General features: G+C 47.0%; 16 protein-coding genes and 2 pseudogenes. 15 read left to right on the top strand and 3 right to left on the bottom strand.

Going from position 1 to position 24,513, the window contains the following annotated elements:
- The 14 genes and pseudogenes from AEA42_RS18105 to AEA42_RS18045 form a co-directional block, all read left to right on the top strand.
- A partial coding sequence (locus AEA42_RS18105) for a transposase (RefSeq protein WP_197278454.1) occupies positions 1–317 on the top strand: 317 nt, incomplete at its 5' end.
- Between the two features lie 203 nt (positions 318–520).
- Positions 521–1,222: an EAL domain-containing protein gene (locus tag AEA42_RS18100; RefSeq protein ID WP_055648456.1), complete on the top strand. Its 702-nt coding sequence runs from the start codon at positions 521–523 to the stop codon at positions 1,220–1,222.
- A 148-nt stretch (positions 1,223–1,370) separates the two neighbouring features.
- Entirely contained in the window at positions 1,371–1,568 is a 198-nt protein-coding gene (locus AEA42_RS22435; RefSeq protein WP_055648455.1) for a hypothetical protein, read from the top strand.
- Positions 1,569–1,625: 57 nt separating this feature from the next.
- Positions 1,626–1,820 (top strand): annotated as a pseudogene (locus AEA42_RS22985) (transposase); the annotation flags it as partial.
- Positions 1,821–2,460: 640 nt separating this feature from the next.
- Positions 2,461–2,808 carry a hypothetical protein gene (locus AEA42_RS18090; RefSeq protein WP_055648454.1) on the top strand — a complete coding sequence of 116 codons (348 nt, stop codon included), beginning with the start codon at positions 2,461–2,463 and terminating at the stop codon, positions 2,806–2,808.
- Positions 2,809–3,008: 200 nt separating this feature from the next.
- Positions 3,009–4,052: pseudogene (locus tag AEA42_RS21965) on the top strand (transposase).
- 335 nt (positions 4,053–4,387) lie between these two features.
- Entirely contained in the window at positions 4,388–5,572 is a 1,185-nt protein-coding gene (locus tag AEA42_RS18080) for a glycosyltransferase (RefSeq protein ID WP_037430102.1), read from the top strand.
- Positions 5,573–6,145: 573 nt separating this feature from the next.
- Positions 6,146–7,057 (top strand): AAA family ATPase, encoded by a 912-nt coding sequence (locus AEA42_RS18075; RefSeq protein ID WP_047539638.1) that lies wholly within the window; start codon positions 6,146–6,148, stop codon positions 7,055–7,057.
- 50 nt (positions 7,058–7,107) lie between these two features.
- Positions 7,108–8,196, top strand: coding sequence for a DUF58 domain-containing protein (locus AEA42_RS18070; protein WP_055648453.1), 1,089 nt, complete (start codon positions 7,108–7,110; stop codon positions 8,194–8,196).
- A gap of 11 nt (positions 8,197–8,207) precedes the next feature.
- Positions 8,208–10,391 (top strand): DUF3488 and transglutaminase-like domain-containing protein, encoded by a 2,184-nt coding sequence (locus tag AEA42_RS18065; protein WP_082389678.1) that lies wholly within the window; start codon positions 8,208–8,210, stop codon positions 10,389–10,391.
- Between the two features lie 129 nt (positions 10,392–10,520).
- Positions 10,521–14,297 carry an exodeoxyribonuclease V subunit gamma gene (gene recC, locus AEA42_RS18060; RefSeq protein ID WP_055648452.1) on the top strand — a complete coding sequence of 1,259 codons (3,777 nt, stop codon included), beginning with the start codon at positions 10,521–10,523 and terminating at the stop codon, positions 14,295–14,297.
- On the top strand, positions 14,297–18,097 hold the full coding sequence (gene recB, locus AEA42_RS18055; RefSeq protein WP_055648451.1) for an exodeoxyribonuclease V subunit beta: 3,801 nt from the start codon (positions 14,297–14,299) through the stop codon (positions 18,095–18,097). The genes recC and recB overlap by 1 nt, the downstream gene beginning before the upstream one ends.
- Before the next feature lie 29 nt (positions 18,098–18,126).
- Positions 18,127–20,274 (top strand): exodeoxyribonuclease V subunit alpha, encoded by a 2,148-nt coding sequence (recD, locus tag AEA42_RS18050; protein ID WP_055648463.1) that lies wholly within the window; start codon positions 18,127–18,129, stop codon positions 20,272–20,274.
- 54 nt (positions 20,275–20,328) lie between these two features.
- Complete coding sequence (locus tag AEA42_RS18045) at positions 20,329–20,721, top strand: hypothetical protein (protein ID WP_037418057.1); 393 nt, start codon at positions 20,329–20,331, stop codon at positions 20,719–20,721.
- Here AEA42_RS18045 and AEA42_RS18040 read toward each other — a convergent pair.
- Together AEA42_RS18040 and AEA42_RS18035 are read right to left on the bottom strand one after the other, a co-directional pair.
- Positions 20,718–21,653: an ATP-binding protein gene (locus AEA42_RS18040; protein WP_055648450.1), complete on the bottom strand. Its 936-nt coding sequence runs from the start codon at positions 21,651–21,653 to the stop codon at positions 20,718–20,720. The genes AEA42_RS18045 and AEA42_RS18040 overlap by 4 nt on opposite strands.
- Positions 21,646–22,191 carry a heme NO-binding domain-containing protein gene (locus tag AEA42_RS18035; protein ID WP_055648449.1) on the bottom strand — a complete coding sequence of 182 codons (546 nt, stop codon included), beginning with the start codon at positions 22,189–22,191 and terminating at the stop codon, positions 21,646–21,648. The genes AEA42_RS18040 and AEA42_RS18035 overlap by 8 nt, the downstream gene beginning before the upstream one ends.
- Before the next feature lie 528 nt (positions 22,192–22,719).
- Between AEA42_RS18035 and AEA42_RS18030 the strand changes: the two genes are divergently transcribed.
- Positions 22,720–23,358 carry a 3'-5' exonuclease gene (locus tag AEA42_RS18030; RefSeq protein ID WP_055648448.1) on the top strand — a complete coding sequence of 213 codons (639 nt, stop codon included), beginning with the start codon at positions 22,720–22,722 and terminating at the stop codon, positions 23,356–23,358.
- A gap of 108 nt (positions 23,359–23,466) precedes the next feature.
- On the opposite strand, the gene AEA42_RS18025 is transcribed toward AEA42_RS18030, so the two are convergent.
- Entirely contained in the window at positions 23,467–24,507 is a 1,041-nt protein-coding gene (locus AEA42_RS18025) for a LacI family DNA-binding transcriptional regulator (protein WP_055648447.1), read from the bottom strand.
- Positions 24,508–24,513: the final 6 nt, after the last annotated feature.

Here is a 24,513-nt window from a genome sequence, read left to right as displayed (position 1 = left end):
GGGGTGATGCTTATCCGCTGGTAATCAACTCTTGGCGTCGCAAATGGCATAATTTGTCCCATTATTTTAAGTACCCAGAACATATCAGGAAAGTGATTTACACGACCAATGCGGTTGAGGCTGTGCATCGCCAATTTAGAAAGCTCACCAAAACCAAAGGTGCTTTTCCTAATGAAAATAGCTTGTTGAAGCTACTTTACGCAGGCATATTAAACGCCTCAGATAAATGGACCATGCCAATCCACAATTGGAGCCTTTGTTTATCTCAGTTAGCGATTTATTTTGAAGGACGTTTAGATAGCGTGCTGGAAATTTAAAAATTAGCCTGACACAGAATTTTGAACGCCCTCGTGGCAAAGGCCACCTTTATTACATTAACAAACAGAATACCGTTTTAAATTCAAATTGTTAAGCTATGTATATAAAATCAGCAAACGCACATCACTCAGGCAAACTTATTTGCACTTAGCACTATTAAATGCGAATAATTAGCAATTAATTCTTATTCATTCGATGTTACATGCTCAAGCTCAGCGGTTTATCCTTAAGTTGCGAATACCAGCCCTTCGTCTGTCCTCACACTAAACACATTCATGGTTATGAAGCACTCGCCCGTTTTTACCGTGAGCAAGGTCAAGCCATCGCTCCTAATCTGGTATTTGAGCAGTTACACGAGAACAGCGATGCACTTGCTTCAATCGAGTTTCAGGCTAAAGCCTTTCAGCTTAAACACGCTCCTGCTGAACAAAGCTTATTTGTGAATGTCGATCCCCATGCAGCTAACGGCGTGCATACCCAAAAGTTACTCGACCTACTCTCCAGTCACCCGCAAGTCACAGTAGAGATTATTGAGAATACCTGCATTAATGACGCCGAGCTTGCCAATCAACTGTTTCATCAATTTAAAGCAGCCAATATTAACGTGGCACTTGATGATATTGGTGCGCCCCACTCCATGCTGTCGGTCGATTTAATGATGAATGTGGATTACCTGAAGTTTGATCGTCACTGGCTAAATTTAGTTGCCGAACCTCACGGCATCGCACTACTCAGTGCATTGATTGAATTTGGCAAACGCACTGGCAAACAATGCATCCTCGAAGGCATAGAAACCGACGCCCAGCTCCAGCTAGCCCGCGAGCTGAATGTCGATCTAGTACAGGGATTTTTATTCAAACCTTGGTTTATCCGCCCAGAGCAAAGCGAAAAGTTAATTTGTTAGGGACAATAAAGTTTTATATAAAAAATATTAATTGTCATTGTTTCCCCAGTAACACGACGTCTATTTATTTAATAAGAAGTGTCCTTATAGACTCGACCTCGGCATCTGCAACACATGGAAGTGTAAATGCCGCGATGAAAGAGCGGCCATGCCGCCAACGGTCACTGTTGCAACAATGGCAATTTTAATGACCATTGAACTGTTCATCTGGTTAAAAGCTTTTTGCACCAAATTGTGTTTCGTAGTTCAAAAGGGGAATTGGACAAGTAAAGCTCTGCCTATAGAAAAGTTGATGGTTCCAGTTAGAAGTTATGCATCCCTTCCTTTTGTAGCTTCAATGCTTTAATCAAAATCAAAGTCGTGGCAAAAAATAGCGGGGACAACCATATCTTTTTGTGGATGTATCAACGAAAGTAGCGCCAAGATACTGACAAGATTAAATATTCCCCATGATAATTGGCTCAAGCTGACCACCGAGTTTGGCAAACTATTTCACGGGCCAGTGGGCACGCTGCAAGAACTGAGCGATTACTGCGAACACTTAGAAAAGCGACGACGGCACTTTGCATCAAGCTGCCAGCACTTGCGCTGCAACTGACAACGACTTATATAACTTCGAAAATAACCCTTGCTGAGTATTTCCTAAGAACTGGGATGATTTACCTCGTCTGAAATGCCCCATTTTTTAAGGGATTAGCGCAATTTATTGTCTCAGATGCTGTCCCTATGACTTTTGATGGTTCTTTTCCAACAATGTTAACTTTTACAAGTTGTAGGCAAACTGAAAGTGCATTATGTTATTGATTTATATTGGGTGGCCGGATTTGCTTTAGTATATCAACCTTGTTCAAACCCTTAACAGCAAATATAGCTATACGTGGCGCAGGATATTATCAGGAGCATAAGCAATCTAAGCTATACAGTTCATCTAACGGACATTTTTATGACATAGATATTAACATCCGTGGTATGCGATATGGGCCACTAAACCCCGGAACCAGATTTGGTGATAACAAAGGGGACGGCGATGCAATTCTAGATGGCCACATATTCTTTGACTCATATTGTGAGAATAGATAAATGAAAAGGCTTATACTTTTATTTTTGGTTTCCTTGGTTGCAGGATGTAGTGATGATGCAAACTTTCACGTTATCAGTGACCAAGAAGTAAGTAATTACGTAAAAAGACACAAAGCCGATTTAGAGGTTTTAATTGGCAACATAAAAGAACTACCCAATTGGAGAGGGTTAGGCTTGCTTCTGGTAAATTAGAAACGCTACCTAAAGGGGTGTCTATACCGAAAGAGCTTGTGCAAGCTATGACCAAGGCAGAGTTGGAATTAATTGATATTAGAATGGATGAAGGAAAGCTCAAATATGTAGAGTTTATTTTGTCAGTCTCAGGGAGCGTGCTCAGCGGTGAAATTAAGGGGGTCCTATACACGCCGATAGCCTTAAGTGATAATGTTTATGAGAGTTTAGATGAGCTTAGGGAAAGTTCACTAAAGAGTAAAACTCAAGAGTCAGTAGTAGGCTACAAGCAACTCTCACCAAAGTGGTATATTTTCTATTCAATGGATTTTTAATGGCTCCCAATCAATACTAAAACAGGACAGCCAGGAAAACAGGACAGCCAGATCTTTTTGATGTTCGATAACCCCTCGATGCAAAAGGATCAACATAAAGAGGCAGGACAGGCATCGAACAAAACTGGACACCCAGCCTTAATAGCGCGGTAGTAAACCTCCGACTATGCTTTGGTTAAGCATTAAACAAGGAGGTTTTTATGCCGCGCCCTCGTAGAGCCCAGATAAGTCTTGAACTCTCACCTTAACATCAGTCCCTATTACCATTGCTGTAGTCGCGTTGTTCGGCGGGCATTTTTATGTGGTGATGATAGTTACTCGGGTAAAAACTATGACCATCGCCGTGCTTGGGTCGAGTCATTATTTTTTGAACTTGAAGCCGTTTTTGCTATTGATGTGGCGGCCTTTGCGGTGATGTCGAATCATCTGCATTTGGTGCTGCGGGTGGATATCGACAGTGCAAATCGTTGGACTGACCGCGAAGTGCTTGAGCAATGGCATAAGTTGTTTAAAGGCGATGAGTTAACGCAAAAGTTCGCAAAAGGTGAGTTGGTCGAGGCGCATGAGGTCAACAGATTAAGGCATGCAATCGCCCTTTATCGCAGTCGATTATGTGATATCAGTTGGTTTATGCGCTGCCTCAACGAACCCATTACAAGGCAAGAAAATCAAGAAGATAACTGCACAGGTCGTTTCTGGGAAGGTCGGTTTATCTATTTATTTTATGGAGACTCAAGCCCTACTCGATGAAACTGCGGTGTTAGCCTGTATGACTTATGTTGATTACTCTTTATTACAAGCAAAGTCCCATCATAGCCCAACAGGCTGATACACCTGAACAATCCGACCATACCAGTATTCAACTACGTATTCGGGCCGCATTAAAAGGTGAGCAGCCGAGCAATCTCCTGCCATTTATTGGTCACGAGAGCGACAACCAACCCAATGGCATTACGTTTGTCTTAACGGATTACCTTCAATTGGTGGATGATACCGGCCGAATCATTCGCAATGATAAACGTGGATGCATCAGCGAAAGTAGCGCCAAGATACTTAACAGATTAAATATTCCCCATGACAATTGGCTCAAGCTGACAACCGAATTTGGCAAGCTATTTCATGGTCCAGTGGGCACCTTGCAAGAACTGACCGATTACTGCGAACATCTCGAAAAGCGAGGACGGCACTTTGCGGCAAGCTGCCAGCACTTTCATTGCAACTGTTCTATATCACTTCGAAAATAATTATCGCCTAGTACCTTTCATGCACTATGGGCTCACTTGCCACTTCTGAAATACACCATTTTTGAATAAATTAGTTCAACTTATTGCCTCAGGTTCAGTTCTCGCGACGTTTGATAGCTCTCGCTCAAACCATTTGAGCCCGAGCAGGTTGTAGGCAAACAGAAAGTGCATTATGTTGTTGATTTAAAATGGCAGCTTGTTTGAAAGTTGATGAATGCGGTTTAAAAATAGCTAAATTAATCGTATAGTGACTTCGCAATAACCGAATGATTTAGCTTGAATAACGCTGTAAATTTCGCTTCGGTGAACAACGATTAATATCAGGAGACCACATCATGGATGACACACCAAGCAATACTAATGCTGCCAGAATCATAGTATTTGAGCATCCTGTGGTGGCACAGGATTGTGTCGATGCGTTGGTCAATCTTGGCTTTTTAGTCAGTTATATGCCAATAAAAGAAAACGTCATGAGGATCATGACGGATAGGCCCGATTATGTTTTTACCATCAACTTTAACCAGTATGTTTCTGAAGCGTGTGAACTGCTCAAAATTCCTTATCTCGCTTGGGTAATCGATACGCCCTGTTACTCCGTTTACGATAAAGCGATTAATAATTCCTGCAGTTTCACTTTTATGTACGATGTTGCCGTTGCTCAACGACTGAGAGACCAAGGTGTGAAGCAGGTATATCACCTGCCAGTCGCCGCTAACTTAGCGCGGATAAACCAAGTTTTGCAACATGAAGACGATACGTCTCTGGCCAATGATATTGTCCTAGTAGGCAATCTAACCAAAACTGAATATCACTCATTCATTATGCCCAAGTTAACCACAGCGACATTAGCTAGCTGTAACAGCTTGATTGAAAGCTTAAATACTCCCAGTGACACTTTCGAGCTAGCCGAACAGATTAGTGAAGACTTGATAGCCTCCATTAGACAGGAATCGGGCTACCATTTAGTTGGTGATCACCATCTCACGACCGCAGAAAAGTTGGCCTACTTATTGGGACGAGAGCATTCGTGGCGAGAACGAATTGAATTAATTCATACCCTAGAACAGCGCTTACCAATTCGAGTTTATGGTAACAACGAATGGCAAGCATTTGCGAAGGGATATGCGGGTTACGCTGACCACTACAGCCTGATGCCAAAAATATTCAAACATGCCAAAATCAATATCAATTTAGCTCGCTCTTTTGTGGAATACGGCTTGCCACTGCGAGTGTTTGATGTCATAAGTTGTGGTGGTTTTCTGCTCACCAATGAAAAGCAAGATCTGCATCAACTGTTCTCAAATGGTAAGGACTTAGTGATTTTTCGAGATACGCAAGATTTGATGGAAATATGTGAGTATTACCTTGAACACGATGCCGAAAGACAAGCTGTTGCAGCACACGGTTTGGCTACGCTGATGGAAAATCACACTTATCACCATCGAATGATCGATATGTTTACCACAGTGCAGAATCATTTGCGTGGACTGCCAACGACGTTAAGCCGTTGGTATATTTAGTTGGTGGGTTTAGTTAGGGCAAACTGCGGTTGCGAAAGTCCAGGAATACATACAGGAAGTACTAATACCGAGTTGGATATGGATAATGGAATGCCATCGAGGCATTCGTGAACCCATTTACATCAGACGGGTGGCCCGGCATCCACGGATGGACTTTCACAACATCCGTGTTTAACGGCCAGTTCGCCATCTGATAGGCAGGACGCCTGAATGTCGTGCTATGCAGGGACGCATGAGAACGACCATAGCTCTCGTTCATAAGCTTAGAAACCTAAGGTTTCTATTCACCGCGTCGGCGAGCAAATACCGCGGCTCGCCTGTAAATTCGAGCTAAAAGAACTTAACGCTAAACAACCATTCTTCCACTAACAAATTCTATTGAGCTCATTTGTAACGCTTTTCAGCCTCAAATCATACAGTGTGCAGATAATCGAATGCTTCGGCTCACCTCTCTGTGGACAATAGGAATCTCACTAAGCCGTTTGATTTTACAGTAAAATCGACTGGCTAAGCGCGGCATATTCCGCCATAGTGGTAGAGCGAATGACCTCATCCATGCATAAGGAGTCTCCCGTGGCACATTCTGGTTTAAGCCAACTATTACAACAACTTGAACAGGTTTTATTGGGCAAGCCACGGCAAATTCGCTTAGCCCTCGCCTGTATTCTCGCCCGTGGCCACCTGTTAATTGAAGATTTACCCGGTATGGGCAAAACCAGCCTGTCCCATGCCCTCGCCCAAAGCCTAGGCTTAAGTTATCAACGCATTCAATTTACCAGTGATATGCTGCCCGCCGATATTCTCGGGGTATCTATTTTTGATAAACACCAAGCGCAATTTGTGTTTCATCCAGGTCCGATTTTTAAGCAGATGGTGCTGGCCGATGAGATTAACCGCGCCAGTCCTAAGACGCAAAGCGCCTTGCTCGAGGCCATGGCCGAGCAGCAAATTTCTGTCGATGGTATAACCCACAGATTGCCCAATCCATTTTTTGTGATTGCTACGCAAAACCCGACTGAGCAATCAGGCACCTTCCCACTGCCCGAATCCCAGCTCGACCGCTTTATGATGCGGATTTCCATTGGTTATCCGAGCCACGATGCCGAGCTTGCGATGCTCAAAACAGTACAAACGCCGCAAACCCTCGATAATCTGCCGCAATGTTTAACCCCTTTGGCGTTAACCCAATTGCAGGAGCAATGCGATAAGGTCACTGCATCCGATGCACTGCTTAATTATATTTTGGCCTTAATCCATGATTCTCGCAGCCAAACGGACGCCATTGGCCTGTCGCCACGGGCAACCAAAGCCCTGTTACAAGCAGCCAAGGCTTGGGCATTTTTAGAAGGTAGACACTATTTAGTGCCCGAAGATGTGCAGGCGGTGTTTTGCAGCGTGGCAGAACATCGACTGCGCACCAGCAGTCAATTACAGGGAGAAGCGCTCTCGGAGCGGATCCTCGCAGGTGTGAATCCGATCATGTAACGGCTCAATCAGCCATTAAATGTGAATATTGATAAGAAGATGAGGACAGTGTGAAACGCGTGTTTTCTGCTTTTTGGCAGCGCTGGTTGGCAAGGCGCATGCCGCCCAGTTCTGAGTTCACCTTAAGCCATCGCAGTATCTTTATTCTGCCCAGTGGCTTTGGGTTTGTTTGGCTGGGGCTGGTATTGCTACTGTACTTGTTTGGTACTAACTATCAGAACAATCTCGTGATTGGCCTGAGTATTTTGCTGCTCAGCTTATTCAATACCTGCATTCTCTATAGTTACAAAAACTTAGCAGGGCTACGACTACGGGCACTGACGCCGCCGGAGGTGTATGCGGGCGAGACGATCACTTTTCCTATTTTGCTTAACTCAAACCACAGCAGCCATCATATCAGCCTAAATTATCCGAATAATTTAGGTTATTTAGTCAAACACGTTGGCACGCAGGACGAGCAAGCGCTAGTGTCGTTTGCAAATCAGCAGCGTGGAATAGTCTCCGCTGGACGGCTAAAGATTGAATCCACCTACCCTTTAGGACTCTGCCGTGCTTGGTCGCATATCGACCTTGATAACGCCCATATTGTCTATGCCCAGCCACTTGAAAGCCCCTTACAGCTTGAAGCCGCAACGGAATCCGGACAGGACGAACCGCTTGAGCGGGCAGGCAAATATATTGTTGGCATTGATGAATATAAAGGCCTTAAACCCCATGTGCTCGGTGAGTCATTAAAGCAAGTGGCATGGAAACAATGGGCCCAAGGGCGTGGCATGTTAACCAAGGAGTTTGAACAGCCCCAAGGTGATCCGGTCTGGTTAAAATTAGCCCCTGATCCTACGCGCCTCGAACAGCAGCTCAGTCAATTAAGCTGGCAGGTGAACCGCTTAAGTCAGCTTGAGCAATATTTTGGCCTTTGGCTGCAACAGCCTAATGGGGAAGATATTATTCTAGCGCCCGCCCTCGGTAACTCGCACCGAATCGCCTGCCAAAGGGCGCTGGCGCTTTATGGAACTCATGCACAAACGCACGATACAAGCGATAAATTATCGGTTAATCATGGATTTAGTCATAAGCCACACATTCCTCCCCACAGGCATAGCACTCAAACAGCATCAGATGTTGAGGATCGCCTATGAGCCTCAAATCAATGACCAATGCAATCGCCACTGAAAGTGCAGACCAACAACATCTTAATTCATCCAAGGCGAGTGCAGCTCAGCTAAATGCCTATCGCGCTAATGGACCTCAAACTGGGGATAATATCAGTCGTCAAACCCTGTTTTGGCTATTGCTCACCAATTTAGCAGTGCTCAGCCCGTTATTTGATAAAACCACCCCTTGGACCCTTGGGATCTGCGCCATTTGCTTGCTGTGGCGCATTGGTATCTATGTCGGCAAAGTCGCTAAACCTCCCCGTTATCTTGTCACAAGCCTTGCTATCGGCGCGGCAATCACGCTGGCACTGGTCTCGGGCACAATTGGGCTATTAAACGCTTTAGTCAACCTGCTCATTTTAGGTTATGCATTAAAATACATTGAGATGCGAAGTGTTAGGGATGTAAGAGCCGTCGTGATTGTCGGCTATTTTTTAATTGCCCTCACCTTTATTGACCACCAATCCATGCTCAATACCGTGCACCTTATTGGCGTCACGATTATCAATACCTGCGTACTGGTCACCCTCTACCAAAGCCAACATCGCTGGCAACACACGGCATGGATTGGGGCTAAGTTATTGCTGCAAAGTATGCCCTTAGCGTTATTACTTTTTTTGGTGCTGCCCCGTTTTGCACCGCTTTGGCTTGTGCCCAATGTGAAGGAAGCCCAAACCGGGCTCTCGGACTCCCTTGCCGTGGGCGATATCAGTAAACTCACTCGCTCATCGGCCTTGGCATTTAGGGTGAGTTTTACCGATGCCAGCCCCACGCAAGCCGAACTCTACTGGCGCGCCCTAGTGCTGGAAGATTATGACGGCTTAACATGGCGCCAAGATGCGGGTATCAAACAAATTCAAAAGGATGCGTTTTTCTTTCCGCCCTCAAGGCCAGATCCTGCGCGGCAGTTGCCCTCGTTAACGCCAAAAACACAAAACAGTACCAGCAATAGCCAACCAAGGGTTTACCGTTACCAAGTGATTGCCGAACCCAGTCATCAACCTTGGCTATTTGGCCTTGATGTGGCCTACAGCCAAGATGATAAGCTGGTGAATTTGCCCGACTATCGGCTCTATGCGCTGCGTAATGTCGATCAACGAATGGGCTACAATGCCAGTTCGTGGCCACAGGCGAAAATGGATCTCACCTTAAGTGACAAACAGCGACAAATAAACCTCAATCTACCAGCGGACAGCAATCCCCGAGCGCGCCAACTCGCCGCTGAATTTAAGGCTAAATATCCAGAACCCCATAAGCGACTTTGGGCCATGATGGGCTATTTTAATCAACAGCCGTTCTTCTATACCCTCACGCCCCCACCGATTGGCCGCCAGCAAGTCGATGACTTTCTGTTTGAAAACAAAGCAGGATTTTGCGCCCATTATGCCTCTGCCTTTATTTTTATGGCGCGCGCCAGCGGCATACCAGCACGGATGGTGACAGGCTATCAAGGAGGCGAATACAACCCACAGGCCAATTACCTCAGCGTGTATCAATACATGGCCCACGCCTGGGCCGAGGTGTGGCTCGAGAATGAAGGCTGGGTGCGTTTTGATCCGACCGCCATGGTGGCACCTAATCGGATTGAACAAGGCTTTGATGCCGAGTTTTCCCCTGAGCAAAGTTACCTGCAAGAAAGCCCTTTTAGCAGTTTACGATTTAAATCTATGCCTTGGCTCAACGAGTTGAGGCAACGCTTTGCTAGCGTTGATTATTACTGGAGTTTGTGGGTGCTCGGTTTTAATCAAGAACGGCAGAACAAAGTGCTAAGCGGTATTTTAGGAGAAGTCACTAAGGCCAAAGTCGCAATGTTTATGAGTGTGTGTATTGGGCTTATTGGCCTCTATATCGCCTACAGCGTAGGGCTATTTCGCTTTAAAAGGGAACAAGATCCCATCAGCGCTAAGTACCAACGCATTTGCCAGCGACTCAGTAAATTTGGCATCGCCCGCCCAGCCCACTTAGGCCCGAACGCCTTTGCAGCGCAGCTTATTGACACGCACCAGCAGCAATCCCCTCTGTTTTGTCGTGAGTTTGACACGTTCACCCAAAGCTACGTCGCATTGAAATACCAAAACTTGGCGGATAACGACTATCAAGTGGCGCTAAAGCGCTTTAATGCCGCGGCCAAAGCCCTCAACTGGCTGCTATTTGGCCCAAGTAAACAGTTAAAATAGATAGGATAGACCGCGGACAGACAAGATTGTTGAATCTTATAAATCAAACACATAGAATTGCCAAGCCCGTTTGCTATGCATAAAAGCAATTGGCTATGCATAACAGCAATCCCAAATCGTGAGTCGAATATGCTGAAGTTAATCCAATCCAACCAAATGGAAGTGCTCTGTGCCCATCTCGCTGCATATTTGCGCCAACCACTACCCGGCACGGCGTTATTGCAAAGCGAGCATATTTTGGTGCAAAGCCCTGGGATGTCGACTTGGTTACGCCTTGAAATTGCGAAACAAAATGGCATTGCCGCCGCGCTTGAGTTCCCTTTGCCCTCCAGTTTTATTTGGCAACTGTGCCACGATTTACTGCCCAATGTCCCCAAGGAAAACGCCTTTACTAAAGCGGCAATGACCTGGAAATTAATGCAGCTACTGCCTCGCCTACTTGAGGAGGAATCCTTTGGGCCACTGCGGCATTATTTAGGTCATATTGAGTCAAGCAGCCCCAACTCGAGCACAACAAATAATCAACTTGAAGCGTCAAACTCAATCGCCGCCGATAATATTAAGCTTTATCAGCTCTGCGGCCGTATCGCCGATATCTTCGACCAATATTTAGTTTACCGCCCCGACTGGATTGCCGCATGGGAAGCTAATGAACCACTCGATGCACTCAAATTAAATGAGGAACAACGCTGGCAACCTATTCTTTGGCGGGCGCTGATTGCCTTCAACCGTGATGAGCTGCGTCAAAGCCATTACCACAGGGCCAATTTACATCAGGATTTAATTGCCGCGCTGGCTGATAGCACCCATTCCATTGCCAAATTGCCTGAGCGTTTATTTGTGTTTGGCATTTCGTCTATGGCCCCACAAACCATTGACGTGCTCCACCAGCTCGCGGGCCGAATTGATGTCATCATCCTTAACCTCAGCCCCTGCCAACATTATTGGGGCGATATTATCGATCCTCGGCATCGAGCGCGAATGGCACTGCAATATGCTGGCAAACGCCAATTGGCTGAGCAATGGGAGGATAAACTCGAGGTCGGCAATCCGCTGCTTGCCAACAATGGCAAAATGGGCCGCGAATTACTCGATATGCTGCTCGAACTCCCGCCTGAACACTGCGATTTTGGTGACGATGTGTACTGCGAGCCCTGCAGCGATCCTAACGATCCGCATAGCAACGCCAGCATGCTGGCGGGGGTGCAATACGATATATTAGAAATGCAAACCCTCGACCGCGTACTCGGGCCTGATGCCGAGCTATATCAAGACGTTGTCAATCGAAGAGTGTTAAAAAACAGCGACCATTCGATTCAAATCAAGAGCTGCCACAGCCCGCTGCGTGAAGTCGAAACCTTACACGATCATTTACTCGACCTGCTGGATCGCGACAACCAACTCACGCCCAAAGATATTGTGGTAATGATGCCAGATGTCGCTGCCTACGCGCCTTATATCGATGCGGTGTTTGCCGCCAAACAGGGGCTCGAATATATCCCCTACGCCATTGCCGACCGCGGTGCGGCGCAGGAATCGCCACTCATTAACAGCTTTTTGAATTTACTCAATATTAATCAGAGTCGCTTCGGACTGACCGATATTTTAAGCATTTTAGAAGTGCCAGCGATTTTACGGCGTTTTCAACTCGAAGAAGACGAGCTACCACTGATCCGCCGTTGGTTAGATGAAGCCGGTGTGCGTTGGGGGCGCGATGAGCAAAGCCGTGTTAAACAGGGTGTGCCTGCCTTTGAGCAAAACTCCTGGGCCTTTGGTATCAAACGGTTAATCTTGGGCTATGCCTTAAGGGACGATGCCCCCTTGTATCAAGCAAGCCCACAGGCGCCGAGCTATTTAGTGGTGTCAGGGGTAGAAGGCCAATCGGCGCAGGCCCTTGGCAAACTGTTGAACTTTATTGAAGTCCTCGATGAAACCACGCTGCAATTAGCCCAGCCTCAAGCGCCTTGCCAGCGTTTATTTGAACTGACTGAACTGTTAAATGCTTTTTACGCCCCCGATGAGGATGAGCGTGAACAGTTACAGGAAATCCGCGACGCCATTGCTACCTTAGAGCAAGAGTTACTGGCCGCCAGCCCTGCTGACAGCTATACATCGGCATACGACTTAACCCCCAACTTCCTAGACCAAAGCGGCTTACACTCAAACGCCTTGAACTTAAGCATCGAAGTACTAGCACAATGGTTTAATCAGCGCTTAACCGAGTCACGGGTTGGCCAGCGTTATCTGGCGGGCAGTGTAAATTTTTGTACTTTAATGCCGATGCGCTCGATTCCGTTTAAGGTGGTGTGCCTACTCGGCATGAATGATGGCATATATCCGCGCATGCAACATCCTGTGGGCTTTGATCTGATGGCACATTTTGGTGCTCGCAAAGGCGATCGCTCCCGCAGATTAGACGATAGGTACTTGTTTTTAGAAGCACTACTCTCGGCACGGGAACAGCTTTACATCAGCTATATTGGCCGCAGTGAGCGGGATAACTCGGAGCGTATTCCCTCTATGCTAGTCTCCGAGCTGATTGAATATTGCCAGCTGTGTTATGTGCCAGAATCGCTTACAGCAGAAACTCCAGCCGTGGGTAATGAAGCCGCCCAACAGGCATTGCTTGAGGCCATCATAAGCCACCAGCCGCTGCAACCTTTTGATCCTAAACTGTATCAATCAACAGAGGCGCAAGCGCAGACGATAAAACAAAGTTACAGCCAGCAATGGTGCCCACCGGACATCAGCACACAGTCACTCCAGCGTCGTTTTATTGATACAAATACGCTGATTGTGCTCGAAGATGACACGATTGGGGATAGTGATATTCAACAAGATATTGAGCCACTAAGTGAAGAAGAGCATGTTGATATCTCCGCTTTTATCCGATTCTTTCGTAATCCCGCGCAATATTTCTTTAACCGCACATTAAAGGTTGATTTAAACCTGAATATTCAAGCGGATGATAATGATGAACCTTTTAGCCTCAATGCGCTTGAGCGTTATCTGTTACAGGCAAGGTTGCTCGATGATGCGCTCGAACAAGGCGCTCTTGAACAAGGACAGGCGCAGCCCAGTAGCGAACTATTACAACGCTTAAAAGCCAGTGGTAATTTACCCATGCAGCCCTTTGATAATCTGCTGCTGCGCCAATATAGCCATGATATCGCGCCGCTTGTCGGCAGAACCTTATTTATGCGTGGCGATGTCCCCCCGCGCCATGCGGATATTCGGCTCGCCTTTGAGTTACCTCATCAGAACGCAGGGAATCAGGTAAAAACCAAGCGCGTGATCCTCGAAGGTCGCATTGATGATATCAGTCCAAAAGGCTTGGTCAGTTGTCGGCCCGGCAGTGCCCATGGGCGGGATATTTTAGCGCTGTATCTGCGCCATTTATGTTTAATGGCCGCAGGACTAACTCAGCCTAGCGATCATCTGCAACCTAGCTATCTCCTCGATATGGGGCATTTTCACGCCCTCTCGCCGATTGCGCCAAAGCAGGCCCATGATCAACTGGCTCACTTGTTACAGCATTTTTATCAGGGACAGTTGCATCCGCTGTGTTTTATGCCCAAAACCTCCCTTGCCTACGCCAGTGCAGAGATCAATGAGGATGAAACCAGTCAACTTGATGGCAACCACGATAGTCAGCACAGTGTGCGGCTAGAGGCGGCGCAAAGCGAATGGCTGGACGAACAAGGTGAGCTTGGCGAAGGCACCGATCCCCATTACCAGCGGCTATTTCGGTTTCCTCAGGATTTTACCGAAGCAAATTTTGGCAAACTGGCCGACGAGATCTATCGACCCATGCTGAGCTTGTACCATAAAGACACCCTCGCCCAACTTGAGGAGTTTGTGCTCAATGCAGAACCACAAGCCGCCACATCAGAGGGAGCGCAGTAATGAGTGAACTATCAAATAATATGATCCTTCCTACTACATCACAGGCGCTGCCGTTAGATCCGCTCACCCTGCCATTTGGTGGTAGCCGATTGATAGAGGCCAGTGCGGGCACAGGTAAAACCTATACGATTTCGGGCTTGTATCTGCGACTACTGCTTGGGGATGGCTTAAGCGAACCACTGAGTTGCGAACAAATTCTGGTAGTAACCTTCACCAATGCCGCCACCGAAGAATTAAGGGACAGAATTCGCCGCCGTATACAAGTGGCTTTTAAGTGTTTCTTAGGGCTCGAAATTAACGATCCCTTTGTACAGGCGTTGTACGATAAAACCCCAGAATCTGAGCGCGCGATCGCCCTTAGACGCTTCGACTTGGCGCTCAAATCCCTCGACGAAGCGGCGATTTTTACCATTCACGGTTTTTGCCAACGGATCTTAGCCGATCTCGCCTTCGAATCCTCTTTACTGTTCGAGTCAGATTTTACCTTAGACGACAGCGAGTTTTTGCACCATGCGGTACGGGACTTTTGGCGTGAAGCCTGCTATCCGCTGCCGGAATATTTAGCCCAGATTATTGCCAGCGAATTTGGCGATCCCGATGGCTTAGTCAAGCAGCTTCGAGCCTTGCTCGGTGCCAGTGAGGCAAAACCGCTTAAACCCGTGCAGCCCTTTACTCGTTTGGCTGAGTCCTTAAGCCAGAGTGTGCAGCGCTTTAAACTCGCCTGGCCGCGTGGCCGCGACGCGCTGTTAGAGTTACTTCATAGCCTGCCGCTTAATGGCCAGCGCTTTGGTAAAGCGAGCGACAATTACCCCAAATTGGCGGAAATGTTCGACCAATTGGACAACTTTATCGCCTTTGGTCACGGCTTACCGCCGCTAAAAGTGCTTGAGGCCTTGTCACTCTCAGAGCTTAAGCTCAATAAAGGCGGTGTACTCCCAAGTGCCAGTGAAGCACCACTGCTTGACCATATGGAGCAATTAGCCGCGCTGATTAACGCGATTAAACCCGCATTTCTCTATAGCGCCAAACAAGGGATCAGCGAGCGCTTTGCCAAGCAAAAACAGCAGAAAAATGTGCTGACACCCGATGACCTGCTCACAACCTTGGCAGCGGCGATGCAGGCCAATCCAGACACTTTACCTAAGGCTGTGGCGAGTCGCTTCCCCGTGGCCTTAATCGATGAGTTCCAAGATACCGATCCTCTGCAATTTGCAATTTTCTCAGGGATTTATCAAACCCGTTTGGGGCTTGAAGCTCAAGGTTCGACGGCTGTCGAACCTAAGGATCGCTCGGATAGCAAATTAAGCCTGCTGATGATTGGTGACCCTAAACAAGCGATTTATGCTTTCCGCGGCGCCGATATTTACACCTATATCGAGGCGCGCAGACAAACCCAAGCACACTATTTTCTCGACACTAACTATCGCTCGAGTCGTAATCTGGTGGCGGGAGTGAATCATCTATTTGCCCAGCATCCCAATCCTTTTATTAGCCAATCGATTCCCTTTGACAGGGTAAAAACACCCGCCAGTGCGGCGGCAAAACAGTTAGTCGATAGTACAGCCAATAGTGCCGCACTGCGGTTAAAACTGTTACGCGAGGGCGAAACGGGGCTGAATAAAGCCAGCGCCAGACAAACCTTGGCCGAAGATACCGCCGCCGAGATCACCCGTTTACTCACACAGGCCGCCAATGGACAATGCCATACGCCAAAAGGGCCGTTAATTGCCAAAGATATTGCCATTTTAGTGCGGGATAGAAACGAAGCTGCGGTCATGAAAACGGCGCTCAGTAAACGCCAGATTGGCGCGGTATTTTTAAGCCGCGATAGTGTGTTTGATACCGTTGAAGCGCGGGAAATGGCGCTCATTCTGCGCGCATTGGCCAGTCCCAAGGATGAGCGCGCCCTGCGCAGCGCTCTCGCCACCGCGCTACTTGGCTATAGTGCCGAGCAAATTCATGCCTTTAACCAAGATGAAGAGCAGCGCCAAATGCTGCTCGAGCAGTTTTTTGCGCTACATCAGATCTGGCAAAAGCGCGGCATTATGCCGGCGCTGCTGAGCTTAGCCAACGCTACCCATATGGTGGCACGGCTACTGCAAACACCCAGCTTTACAGCCACTGCCGACCAAGATAGCGAAGAGCCCGATGAGGCGAGTAATGGCGAGAGGCGACTAACAGATTTTCGCCACTTAGCCGAGCTGTTGCAGCAAAAGGCCACTGAGATTGATGGCATCAGTGCCCTACTCAATTGGTATGAGCAGCAACTAATTGATAATACAGGGACAGATGAGCAGCAGCTTCGCCTTGAAAGTGAGCAAAATCTGGTGCAAATCGTGACTATCCATAAAAGTAAGGGGCTGGAATACCCAGTGTGTTTTATCCCCTTTGTTAGCCTTGCACGGGATAATCGCCGCCGCCCGACACCCATGCTCTATCACAGAACCGATGCGGATGGGGCACAAGAGCTGGTATGGGATATTGAAGGTACAGACGAAGGCTGGGAGCAGGCAAAGCAAGAAACCTTAGCCGAAGATCTTCGTCTACTTTATGTGGCGCTCACCCGCCCCGTATATTTGTGTTATTTGTACATCGCTAACCATAGCCGGATGTTAAAAGCCGGGATCAAAAGCCAACTGCATGAAACCGCTATCGGTTACCTTTTAGGCATTACCGATGCCGACTGTGATTTTGCTCGTCTGCACAATGCGGCGCAGGCGCTACTTAATGGTGTAGAGTCGAATGCGCAAGCGATCAGCGTTGAGTGTGTTGCTGACAACATTGCTGATAGCAAGCTGCACACGGGTGAAATGCAATCCCACACCTTAAATGCCCGTAATGTCACCCGTCAGTATCGCACCCCATGGCGAGTAGGCAGTTATTCAGGTTTAGTCAAAAATGCACCCCACGCCAAAGCCAGTCCGGGCGCCGATGATGAAGTTAGCGCGGTATTTGGCGCAGAACCTGCCAATAGCCTAAGTGAATCCTCATGGCAAGATAGCGCTGATGTGCCGCAGCTACCGCTACTCAATCGCTTTAGCTTTGAGCGCGGCGCCAACGCGGGGAGTTTTATGCACTTAGTGCTTGAGTTAATTGATTTTACCCAAGCTCAAACCGACTTACCGCGAGAGCTACCTAAGGCTATGTTGCAATACGGTATTGCCCCCGAATGGCAAAGTGTATTAGAGGATTGGTACCTTGAGGTCTTACAGGCACCGCTGGCATTGATGGCGCAGGATAATCAGCTCATCAATCCCGAGCTGTGTTTAGCCGCGCTCGCGCCACAACACACCTTAGTGGAGATGGAGTTTTACCTGCCTTTAAATCGATTAAAAGATGCTGAGCTGAATCAACTCCTCGGGCAATTTCGTTACGATACCGCGCTGCATTTTGATGAATTACAGGGCATGCTCAAGGGATTTATCGACTTAACCTTTGAATATCAAGGTAAGTTTTATATCGCCGACTATAAATCAAACCATTTAGGCGACACGATTCAGGCCTACCATTATGGTGCGCTTAAGCAGGCGATTAGCGATCATAGGTACGATTTGCAATATATTCTCTACTCCCTCGCCCTGCATCGATATTTGGCGATGCGACTGCCAAACTATGACTACGATACCCATATCGGCGGCTGTTATTACTTGTTTTTACGGGGAATGTCGGTTCAGTATCCCGGCTTTGGGGTTTACTACGATAAGCCACCTAAGGCGCTCATTCTCGCCTTAGATGCGCTGTTTAACCGCAGCCAAGATGAAAGCTATATGAGTCAACATAATACGGAAGCGATGGCATGAACCACTGCACCGAAATGAATAGCACCGAAATGAATAGCACCGCAATGAATAGCGCCACAGCCCTTGCAGCCAATTGGTACAATGCAGGCGCACTCAGACTTAAAGCACCACTGGCTGAGTTGCTCAAATATTGGGAAAAAGAGCGGCTTATCACCGCTCTCGATCGTCATTTTGCCCTCGAGATGGCCCGTCTTCACCCCAATGACGCCCAAGAGCCACTGTTTATGCTGCTGTGCGCCCTGCTGAGTCAGCAACTGTCGGCCCAACATACTTGTCTAGTGCTCGAATATATAGTGCCAACCAATCCGATGGCAGAGCCAGTAAACCGCTGTCAAATCCGTTTAAGCCTTACTGAACTGATTGACGCACTGCAACACTTTGACGCCATTGGAGCACCAAATAGCAATAAACCACTGATTTTTGAGGATGGTAGACTCTATCTTGAGCGTTATCATCATTTTGAAACCCAAGTCGCCAGCGCCTTAACAAGGTTATCAGCGACGGCGCTTTCGTTAACGCCCTCGCAGCCTTTAGCATCGGATAATCAGTCACTTTTGCCGCTACGCAGGCAACTGGATTGCTTATTTCCAAGCGCAACCCACACCGCTGAAGTAAACATCGATTGGCAAAAGGTCGCCACCGCTACTGCGCTCGGTAGAAAGCTGGCGGTGATAACTGGTGGCCCCGGTACAGGTAAAACCACCACGGTGACTAAATTGCTGTTGTTACAACAATTAGGTACACCAAAGCAGATAAGACTTGTCGCCCCGACAGGCAAAGCGGCCGCCCGTTTAAGTGAATCCATTAAGGCCTCTAAAGCGAGACTCGAGCAGGAACTTAAGCAGGCTCAAGCGACAAACGAACTGGCGCAAAACCACGAAACCCAAGCCCTGTTAGCCGCGCTTAAGCAAGTACCGGAAGAGGCATCAACCTTACATCGCCTGCTGGGTGTCATCCCCAATTCAGCGCATTTTCGCCATCATCAAGGTAACCCATTACGGCTCGATCTTTTGATTGTGGATGAAGCCTCCATGGTCGATTTACCTATGATGTACAAGCTGCTTAGCGCATTGCCGGAACACGCAGGCTTAATATTGCTGGGGGATCAGGACCAACTCGCTTCAGTTGAGGCAGGCGCCGTACTTGCCGATATTTGCGCCGGACTTAAGCAAGCCTCGATGCAACATACCGAATGGAAAATGCGTTATAGCCAAGCACAGGCCGAACAATTAACCGCGCTCACGGGCTTTAATTTAACCCCCTTTATCCACGCTGAGCCTAAAATTGGCGATAGCCTGTGTATGTTAACCCACAGCCATCGATTTAAAGGCGATGCGGGGATTGGCTTGCTAGCCAGCGCAGTCAACCGTGCCGATCTCGCGGGCATTTTAGCGGTATGGCAAAGAGGGCTGGCCGAATTAACCTGGCTAGAACACAGCGTAGATCACAGCCAAACTCAAGCAAAAGTCAGTGAACCTAGCAGCAATACCGGACTTAAAGCGCTACTTGCACAAGCCTGTGAGCAATACGGTGACTATTTGCGCCTATTACAACCAACGCACGCCACCACAATACACACGAGTGAGCCATTTTGCCCGCCAAGCGCCATGGAGGCGATTGCCAAATTTAATCAATATCGCATTTTGTGCGCCGTGCGAACCGGCGATTATGGTGTCGAAGGGATTAATCTTGCGGTGACGAAGGCGTTAGCACAGGCCAAACTTATTCAGCCGCAGCAGGAATTTTACCTCGGGCGCCCGATTATCATCCAAAGCAACGACTATAACTTAGGTCTGTTTAACGGCGATATTGGTTTGATTTTGCAGGATGAAGAGAGAGCTGACCGACTGATGGCCCACTTTATTAAGGCCGATGGCAAACTGCTAAAAGTGCTACCCGCAAGGCTACCTAGCCACGAAACCTGTTACGCCATGACGGTACATAAAAGTCAGGGCAGTGAATTTAATCGAGTCGCCCTAGTGCTCCCGCCAAATCCTAGTCTCGTTCAGTGGCAATTGCTCACCAAAGAGCTGATTTACACCGCTATTACCCGTGCAAAACAACACTTTAGCTGTTTAGGTACACAGCAAGTCTTCGAGCGTGCTAGCTTGCAAGCTACCCAGCGCGCCTCAGGTTTAGCGGATAGACTATGGCGCGATAAGTCGATAATCAATTAACATTTAACAAATTGATTAATAAATAAAAATAGCAAAAAATGGAGCAAGGAGTTGATGGAACAAACAATGATAAAACTGCAACAGATGCAAGATGTCATCAATTTATTTGATAGCATCAAGCCTGAGGCGCAGTTACCCGCGCAATACTATGAAAGCACACGCTATATTCGTTGGTCTGAATTTGAGGCAATGCAAGTGTATGAGCTTGATTTTGAGCCTTATTTATCAATTGCTGAACGCTGTAACATGCGTTTTTTTACCCTGCATCAGAGCCAGCAACGTGTGTACCTTGCTCATTTGAATGATGCTGGCCACGCACCAAGATGGGAAGCCCGGCCACTCTTATTATCACAGTTGCGTGATACCGAGTTGATGACATCTCTTATGCAAGATCACGCCTATCAATTAGGGCTGAAGATCAATCTCGAAGCAAACTACCCTATTTAGATTTTAGTGCTAGACGACATTGAAACCGCTTGTGGATCGATTGGAAAATATATTTTTACCTCAGTTCCCTTGCCTAACTCAGATGCGACGTCAATCGTACAATCGTGCTGACGCAAAATTTGAAGCACGATAGACATTCCCACTCCGGTCCCAGTCCCAACGGGTTTAGTGGTATAAAAGGCATCAAACATTCTTGTGAGGGTATACTCATCCATACCGCAGCCGTTATCAACGACCCTTAAGCATATGTTTGTATCGGATTGGGAGAGGTAAAGCTCTATTGCAGCAGATCTATCATCGACCACACTACAGGCCTGATAAGCATTCACAATAATGTTCATTAATACCTGATTGAGTTCGCCAACATTAAATAAAACCATAGGCACATGCGAAATCTCATTTTTTATCAAAACATTATTAAGCATTGGTCGCAATAATTTAAGGGTAAACTCTAGGGCATCGGCTAATTGAATGTAAGACTTCCCCGTTGAATCTGTTCGAGCAAAAAAGAGTAAATGGTTAACAATATCTTTGATACGCATTAAACCTTGGCAAGTATCGCTTGCCAGCTCAGGCAAATCTTCCTTAATAAACTGTAGCTTAGCCTGATCAATTTGTTGTTTATCGCCCGCATCAATACTCGCCAATAAGTCCTGAGCGTAGCTGGTTAAACTCCTGACATTTGAAAGGATATATGCAAGTGGATTATTAATCTCATGGGCAACCCCAGCAGCCACTGTGCCAAGTGATGCTAATTTCTCCTGCTGAATAATTGATTGTTGTTGCTGCTTAATCAGATCGATTTGTTGCTGTAACAACAGATTTTTCTCATAGAGTTGGCGGGTACTGTCTTCGAGCAACTGCTCCACCTCTTGCCTTGCCCTTTTTTCCCGCAGATAGGCTGCGTAGTAAGGATTTTCGCTGTCAGTCATTTTGTAACTCGATGATTAACATACAATGATCGGCGCCAGTATGCATGCAAGTATCGTGGGTGATCTGGATCTTTTGTTTAAAATGCTCTGCGGCACCAAACAGCAATCCTTCAGCACAAAAACACAGTCGGCGGGGGGATGAGTACCTTAACGCAATTTGATTGTCTGACAAGTGCTGGCCAGTAATATTCGGCAATGAGGGTTCATGGTAGAGCTTATTGACTTCTAAATGAATCACATCGTGGATCCCCATCACTAACGAAGTAAAATCTTCAAAATGTTCAACAACACTAGCGTGGCGTGAGGCCAGTCCATTAAACAGAAACTGACCAAATGCTTTGACTACGTCCTGTATCGGCATATTAAGCCGCTGAGCCACGTCCTGAACAATGCTAAATAACTCGGACTCAGCATAACTTTTGGCAGACACATACACGCGATCCTTAGGAGCATGTTTTTCCAACAAATCGTTCCACACTGACATACCGCACTGAGCTACGACCATATCTTCAAGCACATTAAAAATAATTCCTTTCATACACACCTCATGGGGTGACCAAGTCGAGCTAACAGGCGAGTGTCACATTTGTCCTATACATTACCTATAAAGTAATAGCAGCAATCTTAATGTTCACCAGTATTTTTATGCGAAGTTGCTAGGGCGTGTTGAATGTTTCTAAACCCAAGTCATCAAGTAATGACGTCATAGCCAAGCCGTTAATAACATCGTCGATAATAACCCTTAGCAGCAGGTCTATTCGTGAAGCGTTACCACTCACTGGTTAAATGTTGATTTAGATACACAGATGCGAACTTGCGTCTCTTTTCTTGAATAAAATCAACAGGAGTATAAGTCGACGTCCATCAATGCAGCATCCTGTTATACAAGGGTTGTTGATGCGCTAAATGCGCTTATCGCGCCCTTTATGCCAGTAAAAATTGCATCGCAATTTGACAATCTGATGGATAGCCACTTTTGTTTAGCCTAATATGCCACCAACTGTGAAATAGGCCATGCGACAAACGCATATTACAAACATTGCCATACCAATAAGTAGTCACTTTTATGCCTAAAACACCCGCCCACTCGCCCGCTAATACCCTTGTGGTCCTCGATTTTGAAACCTCGGGTCTTTCGCCCAGTCAAGGTGCTCGAGCTATTGAGATTGGGGCGGTATTGATTGAACAGGGCCAAATCACTGCGCGTTTTTCAGAATTAATGAATCCAGGTTTTCGGATAAACACCTTTATTGAAGATTACACCGGGATCAGCAATCAAATGCTGTCACGTGCAGCGCCCTGCGCCGAGGTAATGTCACGATTTGCCAAGTTTATCGGCAAGCACCATTTGGTTGCCCATAATGCCGCATTCGATCAGCGGTTTCTTGATGCTGAATTTGCTCAAATTGGTCACCAATATTCCGGCCAGTTTGGCTGCTCTCTCCTGTTGGCAAGGCGCTTGTACCCAGAGGCGATTAATCATCAACTGGCAACGTTAGTAAGCTATAAACAACTGCCGACCGAGGGGACTTTTCACCGCGCGCTTGCTGATGCGGAAATGACGGGACACTTATGGCTACGAATGTTAGCGGATCTGAAACGGGACTTTGCAATAGCCGAACCACCCTTCAGTCTAATGCAAAAAGTGATGCGCAAGAGTAAAGCTGAGGTGCCTAAGTTTCTGCGTCAATATGCCAGAGGTTAATCCACTCAGCGTTGACCAGTTTTACACCATACACCAGCCAAACTTGTCATAAAAAGCCAAGTGCTAGCAAACACTTGGCTTAATCGCGTAAATCAATACAGAGACAGCTTAGCCTAGCAATGCGAGGTCAATCCCGCAGGAACTGCGAACGACTAAGGTGGTTGGGATCAATTGAGGGCCTACCGCCTGACCGCGAATAAGCTTGAGCAAACTCTCGACTAAAATCTCACCCGCTAACTGAGTATTTTGTTTGATGGTTGTCAGTGGTGGATTAGCAAAACTTGCCACAGGAATATCATCATAGCCCACCACAGCCACTTGCTCTGGCACTAATATCCCCTTCTCTTTTAAGGCACGAATGGCACCAATAGCAATCAAATCACTAGCGGCAAAAATCGCATCAAACGTAAGCCTTTTTTCTATTAATGCCATCGCCGCATCATAACCAGCACTTTCAGTGCTAATGGCTGAAATTTGCCGCTCAGCCACCACTGGTAATCCTGCGGTTTGTAAGGCTTTGACATGACCTAAATATCTGTCCCTAAATTCTGGGCTATGACTAGAGGCGTCACCTAAGAAGGCAAAAGCGCTACGGCCAAGGGAAATCAAATGTTCAGTGGCTATCAGGCCACCTTGGTGATTATCACAACCAATGGATAATACGGATTTATTGTTATGCTCGGCGCCCCAAATCACAAAATGAGTATGTTGAGCGAGTAACTTTTCAAGCTTCTGCTCGTAATCCATATAATCGCCGTAGCCCAGCAAAATAATGCCATCAGCTTTATTACTGTCTTCGTAGTCGGCATGCCAATCGCTAGAAAGCTGTTGAAATGAAACGAGTAAATCATACCCCTGTTGCGCAGTTGCCCGTGTTATTGAGCCTAACATCGACAGAAAAAATGGGTTGATGAGGGAATCATCATTAGTCGGGTCTTCACACAATAACAGCGCCAGAGTATGACTATTTTGGGTACGCAAATTACTGGCGTTTTTATCAACCTTGTAGTTAAGTTCCTTTGCAATTGCTTGGATCCGCTGACGGGTCTCTAAGTTGACAAGCGGGCTATTTCTGAGGGCTCGGGAAACTGTAGACTGGGATACACCAGCACGATAAGCAATATCAATTGAGGTCGCTTTCGATGCCATAACGGA

The organism is Shewanella sp. Sh95 (assembly GCF_001308045.1).
Lineage (GTDB): Bacteria > Pseudomonadota > Gammaproteobacteria > Enterobacterales > Shewanellaceae > Shewanella > Shewanella xiamenensis.
Note: the sequence above shows the minus strand (reverse complement) of the source record. Positions and strands in the feature narration are given on the sequence as shown.

What these genes read in the sequence shown, in the direction of transcription:
- AEA42_RS18100 (WP_055648456.1), top strand. Translation starts at nt 521, where the DNA reads ATGCTCAAGCTCAGCGGTTTATCCTTAAGTTGCGAATACCAGCCCTTC.
- AEA42_RS22435 (WP_055648455.1), top strand. Translation starts at nt 1,371, where the DNA reads ATGCCGCCAACGGTCACTGTTGCAACAATGGCAATTTTAATGACCATT.
- AEA42_RS18080 (WP_037430102.1), top strand. Translation starts at nt 4,388, where the DNA reads ATGGATGACACACCAAGCAATACTAATGCTGCCAGAATCATAGTATTT.
- AEA42_RS18065 (WP_082389678.1), top strand. Translation starts at nt 8,208, where the DNA reads ATGACCAATGCAATCGCCACTGAAAGTGCAGACCAACAACATCTTAAT.
- recC (WP_055648452.1), top strand. Translation starts at nt 10,521, where the DNA reads ATGCTGAAGTTAATCCAATCCAACCAAATGGAAGTGCTCTGTGCCCAT.
- recB (WP_055648451.1), top strand. Translation starts at nt 14,297, where the DNA reads ATGAGTGAACTATCAAATAATATGATCCTTCCTACTACATCACAGGCG.
- recD (WP_055648463.1), top strand. Translation starts at nt 18,127, where the DNA reads ATGAATAGCACCGCAATGAATAGCGCCACAGCCCTTGCAGCCAATTGG.
- AEA42_RS18045 (WP_037418057.1), top strand. Translation starts at nt 20,329, where the DNA reads ATGGAACAAACAATGATAAAACTGCAACAGATGCAAGATGTCATCAAT.
- AEA42_RS18040 (WP_055648450.1), bottom strand. Translation starts at nt 21,653, where the DNA reads ATGACTGACAGCGAAAATCCTTACTACGCAGCCTATCTGCGGGAAAAA.
- AEA42_RS18035 (WP_055648449.1), bottom strand. Translation starts at nt 22,191, where the DNA reads ATGAAAGGAATTATTTTTAATGTGCTTGAAGATATGGTCGTAGCTCAG.
- AEA42_RS18030 (WP_055648448.1), top strand. Translation starts at nt 22,720, where the DNA reads ATGCCTAAAACACCCGCCCACTCGCCCGCTAATACCCTTGTGGTCCTC.
- AEA42_RS18025 (WP_055648447.1), bottom strand. Translation starts at nt 24,507, where the DNA reads ATGGCATCGAAAGCGACCTCAATTGATATTGCTTATCGTGCTGGTGTA.